5 protein-coding genes are annotated in these 3,998 nt (G+C 77.1%); 4 read left to right on the top strand and 1 reads right to left on the bottom strand.

Features of this window, described 5'->3' with window-relative positions; genetic code table 11:
- Nucleotides 1-966, bottom strand: a 966-nt coding sequence (locus ACOV8S_RS01510; protein WP_448315522.1) for an ROK family protein, incomplete at its 3' end; no start/stop codon positions are given.
- Between the two features lie 140 nt (nt 967-1,106).
- Between ACOV8S_RS01510 and ACOV8S_RS01505 the strand changes: the two genes are divergently transcribed.
- The 4 genes from ACOV8S_RS01505 to ACOV8S_RS01490 all read left to right on the top strand — a co-directional run.
- Entirely contained in the window at nt 1,107-1,334 is a 228-nt protein-coding gene (locus tag ACOV8S_RS01505; protein WP_351113002.1) for a DUF3263 domain-containing protein, read from the top strand.
- Nucleotides 1,335-1,375: 41 nt separating this feature from the next.
- The gene (otsB, locus tag ACOV8S_RS01500) at nt 1,376-2,251 is read left to right on the top strand and encodes a trehalose-phosphatase (protein WP_448315520.1); all 876 of its coding nucleotides are present in this window, start codon (nt 1,376-1,378) and stop codon (nt 2,249-2,251) included.
- 167 nt (nt 2,252-2,418) lie between these two features.
- Nucleotides 2,419-3,105 (top strand): DUF4142 domain-containing protein, encoded by a 687-nt coding sequence (locus tag ACOV8S_RS01495; RefSeq protein ID WP_448315519.1) that lies wholly within the window; start codon nt 2,419-2,421, stop codon nt 3,103-3,105.
- 2 nt (nt 3,106-3,107) lie between these two features.
- A partial coding sequence (locus tag ACOV8S_RS01490; protein WP_448315517.1) for a hypothetical protein occupies nt 3,108-3,998 on the top strand: 891 nt, incomplete at its 3' end.

Raw genomic sequence — 3,998 nt, 5'->3', positions numbered from 1 at the left:
CTCCAGGGAGGGGGCGTCGGGGGAAGGGCCGGCCGCGGCGCCGGCCGGTGCGTCGAGCAGGTCCCAGGCGAGGAGGCCGGCGCCCAGGCACCCCGCCGTGTCGCCGAGGGCGGCGGGGACGATCTCGGGCGGCCGCTGGAAGGTGATCCGGGCGGCCACCGCCTCACGCAGCGGGGTGAACAGCGTCTCGCCGGCCTCGGCGAGACCGCCGCCGACGATCAGGCGCTGCGGGTCCAGCAGGGTCAGGCCGGTGATCAGGCCGTCGGCCAGGGCGTCGACCGCCTCCTGCCAGACCTCCCGTGCCCGCGCGTCGCCGCGGTCCGCCGCCGCGGCGCAGTCCGCGGCGTCCGCGTCCGGGTCGCCGCAGACGCGGGCCCAGGCCTCGCCGACCGCGGAGGCGGAGGCGTACCGCTCCAGGCAGCCGCGCTGCCCGCAGGGGCAGGGCCGGCCGCCGGGCCGCACGACGATGTGGCCGATCTCGCCCGCGTTGCCGTGCGCGCCCTCCTCGACCCGGCCGGCGATGCCGATGGCGCCCGCGATGCCGGTGCCCAGGGCCACGAAGAGGAACCTCTCCGCGCCGCGGCCGGCCCCGGCGCGGCCCTCGGCGAGACCGCCGGAGCGCACGTCGTGACCCACCGCGACCGGGACGCCGCCCAGCCGCTCCCCGATCAGGGTGCGCAGCGGGACGTCCTTCCAGCCGAGGTTCGCCGCGTAGACGGCGATGCCGTGCTCGGCGTCGACCAGACCGGGGACGGCGATGCCGACCGCGGCGGCGCCCCGGCCGAGGCGGGTCACTCCCTCGGCGTGCAGGCCGGCGGCGAAGTCGAGGATGCCGTCCACGACGGCCTCGGGGCCCCGGTGCCGGCCGGTGGCCCGGCGGTCCTGGTGCAGCAGGGTGCCGTCGGGGCCGACCAGGGCGGCCTTCATGCCCGTGCCGCCGACATCGAGGGCGATGACGTGATTCACGCCGATCAGTCTGGCGGGTGCGCCGCGAAAGGTCTAGTCCACTTGCCAGGCTTGGACATGCCTTGACGGTCCGCGGGTGCGCGCGGCGCGGCCCGGGCCCGGTCCGGCGGGGTGTCCGTGGCGGCGGTTACCGTGCAGGCATGGAGGAGCTCACTGGCAGGGAAAGGGACGTGCTCGCGCTGGAGCGGCGGGGGTTCGCGGGGCCCGGCGCCAAGGAGCGGGCCATCCGCGAGGAGCTCGGCCTCGCCCCCGTGCGGTACTACCAGCTGCTCAACGCGCTGCTGGACGACCCGAGGGCGCTGGCCCACGACCCGGTGACGGTGAACCGGCTGCGCCGCGTCCGGGACAGCCGCCGCGCGGAACGCTGATCCGGGGGGTTGGCGGCGGACTGCGCGGTTATGGTCCCGATATGGGCAGCGACCAGAACCAGACCTCTGCGAACTCTTCCTCCGACGGCGGCCTTCCGGAGCCGGTGACGGCGGCCGGACGGGACGGGCTCGAGGCCATCCTCGCGGCGCCGGAGCGGGCCGTGATCGCGCTGGACTTCGACGGCACGCTGGCGCCGATCGTGCCGGACCCGGACCGGGCCCGCGCGCACCCCGAGGCGGTGCCCGCGCTGGCCGCGCTGGCGCCCAAGGTGGCGGCGGTGGCCGTGGTCACCGGGCGGCCGGCCGAGGTCGCGGTGCGCAACGGCGGCTTCGCCGGGGTGGCCGGCCTCGACCACCTCGTGGTGCTCGGGCACTACGGGGCGGAGCGGTGGGAGGCCGCCACCGGCAAGGTCACCGCGCCGGACCCGCACCCGGGGGTCGAGGCGGTGCGGCGGGAGTTCCCCGAGGTGCTGGCCTCGGTGCCGCAGTCGCGCGGCACCTGGATCGAGGACAAGGGCCGCGCGCTGGCCGCGCACACCCGGCGGGCCGAGGACCCCGAGGCGGCCTTCGAGGCCCTGCGGGAGCCGCTGGACGCGCTGGCGGAGCGGCACGGACTGATCGTCGAGCCGGGGCGGATGGTCCTCGAGCTGCGGCCGCCGGGCATCGACAAGGGGGTCGCGCTGCGCGCCTACCTGCGGGACGTGGGCGCCGGGGCGGTGCTGTACGCCGGGGACGACCTCGGGGACATCCCCGCCTTCGACGCGGTGGAGGCGCTGCGCGGCGAGGGGCTGCCGGGGGTGCTGGTCTGCAGCGCCAACGAGGAGGTCCGCGAGCTCGCCTCCCGCGCCGACGTCGTGGTCCCCGACCCCGAGGGCGTCGTCCGCCTCCTCGCGGCCCTCGCCGCCCGCCTGGGCTGACCCCGGCCCGCCCGTGTCCGGGCCTGTGGGCCGTCAGGGTGAAATACCGGCCGCCGGTGACGTTTTCGGCGTGTTGCGTGGGATTCATCCCTGTCGGGTGCTACAGCAGCGCCTTCTTCCCTGTCCGTCGCGGCGACGATCCGCGGCGGGCGTGAAAGGAGCAGCTCGTGATACGAACCCGGCTCGCATACGTGGCGGCCCTGGCGGTCGCCCTGTCCGTGACCTCGGCGGGGCCGTCGTCGGCCGCGGCGGTCGACGACCAGGACGTCATGTTCGTGAAGGCCGCGCACCAGGGCAATCTCGCCGAGATCGCCGCCGGACGGGACGCGCAGAAGAACGCCACGACCGCGTGCGTGAAGAAGGTCGGCACGGTGCTCGTGCGCGACCACACCAAGCTCGACGCGGACGTGCGGGCCTTGGCGGGCAAGCTCGACATCGCGCTGCCCGCCGGCCCCACCGAGGAGCAGAAGCGGGAGCTCGCCGCGGTGCAGGCCAAGGCCGGCAGCGGCGCCTACGACAAGGCGTGGCTGATGCTCCAGGACGCCGCGCACACCAAGACGCTCGCCCTGATCGACCAGGAGCTGAAGGCCGGCGGCAACGCCGAGGTCAAGGCGGCGGCCCGGGCCGCGCGGCCGGTGGTGGCGATGCACCTCGACATGGTGCGCGGCGGTGTCTGCCACGCGGCGATGGACGCCGGGACGGTGAAGGCCGGCAGCGGCGGACAGCTGGCGGAGCAGGACGGCGGCGGCATGCCCGCGGCCGGAGTGGCCGGCCTGGTGGGCGGCGGACTCCTCGCCGGCGTCGGCGCCGCCTGGCTGGCACGCAACCGGCGGCGGTCGGCCCACCGGAGCTGACCTTGCAGCGTCTGCGCCGCCCTTGGGTGGCCGCCGTCGTGTGCGCGCTCGGCGCCGCGGCGGCGACCGCCGGATGGGCCGTGCTCGTGGGCCCGTCCCCCTTCGGGGAGGCGGGCCCGGTGCCGTCGGCGGCCGCCTCCGCCGCCCCGGCCGAGCCCTTCGGACTCCCGGCACCCGGCACCTCACCCGTTCCCACACCCGCCCCCGTCCGCCCGCGCGGACGACTGGGCGCGGCGCTGGCCTGCGGGCTGCTGGGCACCGGACTGCTGGCCGCGGGCGTCACCGCGGGGATCACCGGCGGGCCCGACGACGGCGCGGACTCCTACGCCGAGGCCCGCGAGATGTGGCGCACCACCCCGGTGGACGAACTCTTCCCGCCCTCCGTCAAGGGCCGCGACCTCGGCCCCGGCGGCGCCGACCGCACCTGGAAGCGCGTCGCGGTCGCCCCCGACGGCGACTGCTCCGACGCCTTCGACCCCGCGCTGCACAGGACGCTCGCCGCGGTCGGCTGCGAACGCCTGCTGCGCGCCACCTACACCGACGCCACCCGCAGCCACCTGGTCACCGTCGGCCTGCTCTTCACCGAGGGCGACGCCGACCGGATGCGCGCGCTGCGCACCAAGGTGGCCAAGGGCCGGCTGGACCGCAGCGCCGACCGCCTGCCGCGCCCGTACGCGGCCGAGGGCACCCTCGCCGAGGGGTTCGGCGACGAGCAGCGCGCCTCGTGGGCGATCGACGTGCTCACCGAGGCGCCCGTCGTCGTCTACGCCGTCTCCGGCTGGGCCGACGGCCGTGAGGTGAGCGAGCCGGTGCCGGCCCCGGACGCGCTCCAGGGCTCCGTGGACGCGGCCCCCGCGCAGGCCGGGCTCGGCCACGACGCGGGCCGGCTGGCC

It is taken from the genome of Streptomyces sp. CO7, assembly GCF_053474865.1.
Note: the sequence above shows the minus strand (reverse complement) of the source record. Positions and strands in the feature narration are given on the sequence as shown.